The organism is Streptomyces sp. NPDC037301, assembly GCF_055602785.1.
The window spans coordinates 1-1,068 of record NZ_JBVJWD010000190.1 but is presented as its reverse complement, the minus strand read 5'-3'; the positions used below and the strand labels follow the sequence as shown (position 1 = coordinate 1,068).

Annotated in this window: 1 protein-coding gene; it reads left to right on the top strand. The window is 69.9% G+C overall.

Translation table 11 applies throughout. The features are described from left to right. A partial coding sequence (locus ACZ7IB_RS49315) for a glycoside hydrolase family 15 protein (RefSeq protein ID WP_470921927.1) occupies nt 1–1,068 on the top strand: 1,068 nt, incomplete at both ends.

Sequence of the window (1,068 nt, the reverse complement as noted above, 5' to 3'; positions counted from 1 at the left end):
GGACTTCTGGCGTGAATGGGTCGAGCAGTGCACGTACCACGGGCCCTACCGCGAGGCCGTGGTCCGCTCCCTGATCACCCTCAAGGCCCTGACGTACGCGCCGACCGGCGGCATCGTCGCCGCGCCGACCACCTCCCTGCCGGAGGACATCGGCGGCTCCCGGAACTGGGACTACCGCTACACCTGGCTGCGCGACGCCGCGATCACGCTCTCCTCGCTGCTGCGCACCGGCTACCGCGAGGAGGCCCGCGCCTGGCGCGAGTGGCTGCTGCGGGCGGTCGCCGGCGACCCGGAGAACCTGCAGATCATGTACGGCATCGCGGGCGAGCGCGAGCTGGGCGAGGCCGAACTGGACTGGCTGCCCGGTTACGAGAACTCCGGCCCGGTCCGGGTCGGCAACGGCGCGGCGGGCCAGCTCCAGCTGGACGTGTACGGCGAGGTCATCGAGGCACTTCACCTCGCCCATATGACGGGCCTGACCCGCAACGACTACGCCACGGGCCTCCAGCTCAAGCTGATCGAGTACCTGGAGAAGCACTGGGACGAGCCGGACGAGGGCATCTGGGAGGTGCGCGGCCCGCGCCGCCACTTCGTCCACTCGAAGGTGATGGCCTGGGTCGCCGTCGACCGCACCATCAAGCTGATCGAGTCCGGGGACGCGGAAGGGCCGCTGGAGCGGCTGCGGGAACTGCGCGACGACATCCACCGCGACGTCTGCGACCGGGGCTACGACAAGGAACGCAACACCTTCACCCAGTCCTACGGATCGAAGGAACTGGACGCCTCCCTCCTCCTGATCCCCCAGATGGGCTTCCTGCCCCCGGACGACAAGCGCGTGATCGGCACGATCGAGGCGATCCAGCGCGAGCTGTCCACGGAGGACGGCTTCGTCCTGCGCTACCCCACCAAGGGCGAGGACGCGGGCGTCGACGGCCTGGAGGGCGACGAGGGCGCGTTCCTGGCCTGCTCGTTCTGGCTGGCGGACGACCTGGCGATGATCGGCCGGGTCGACGAGGCACGCCAGCTCTTCGAGCGGCTGCTGTCCCTGCGCAACGATCTGGGCCTGCT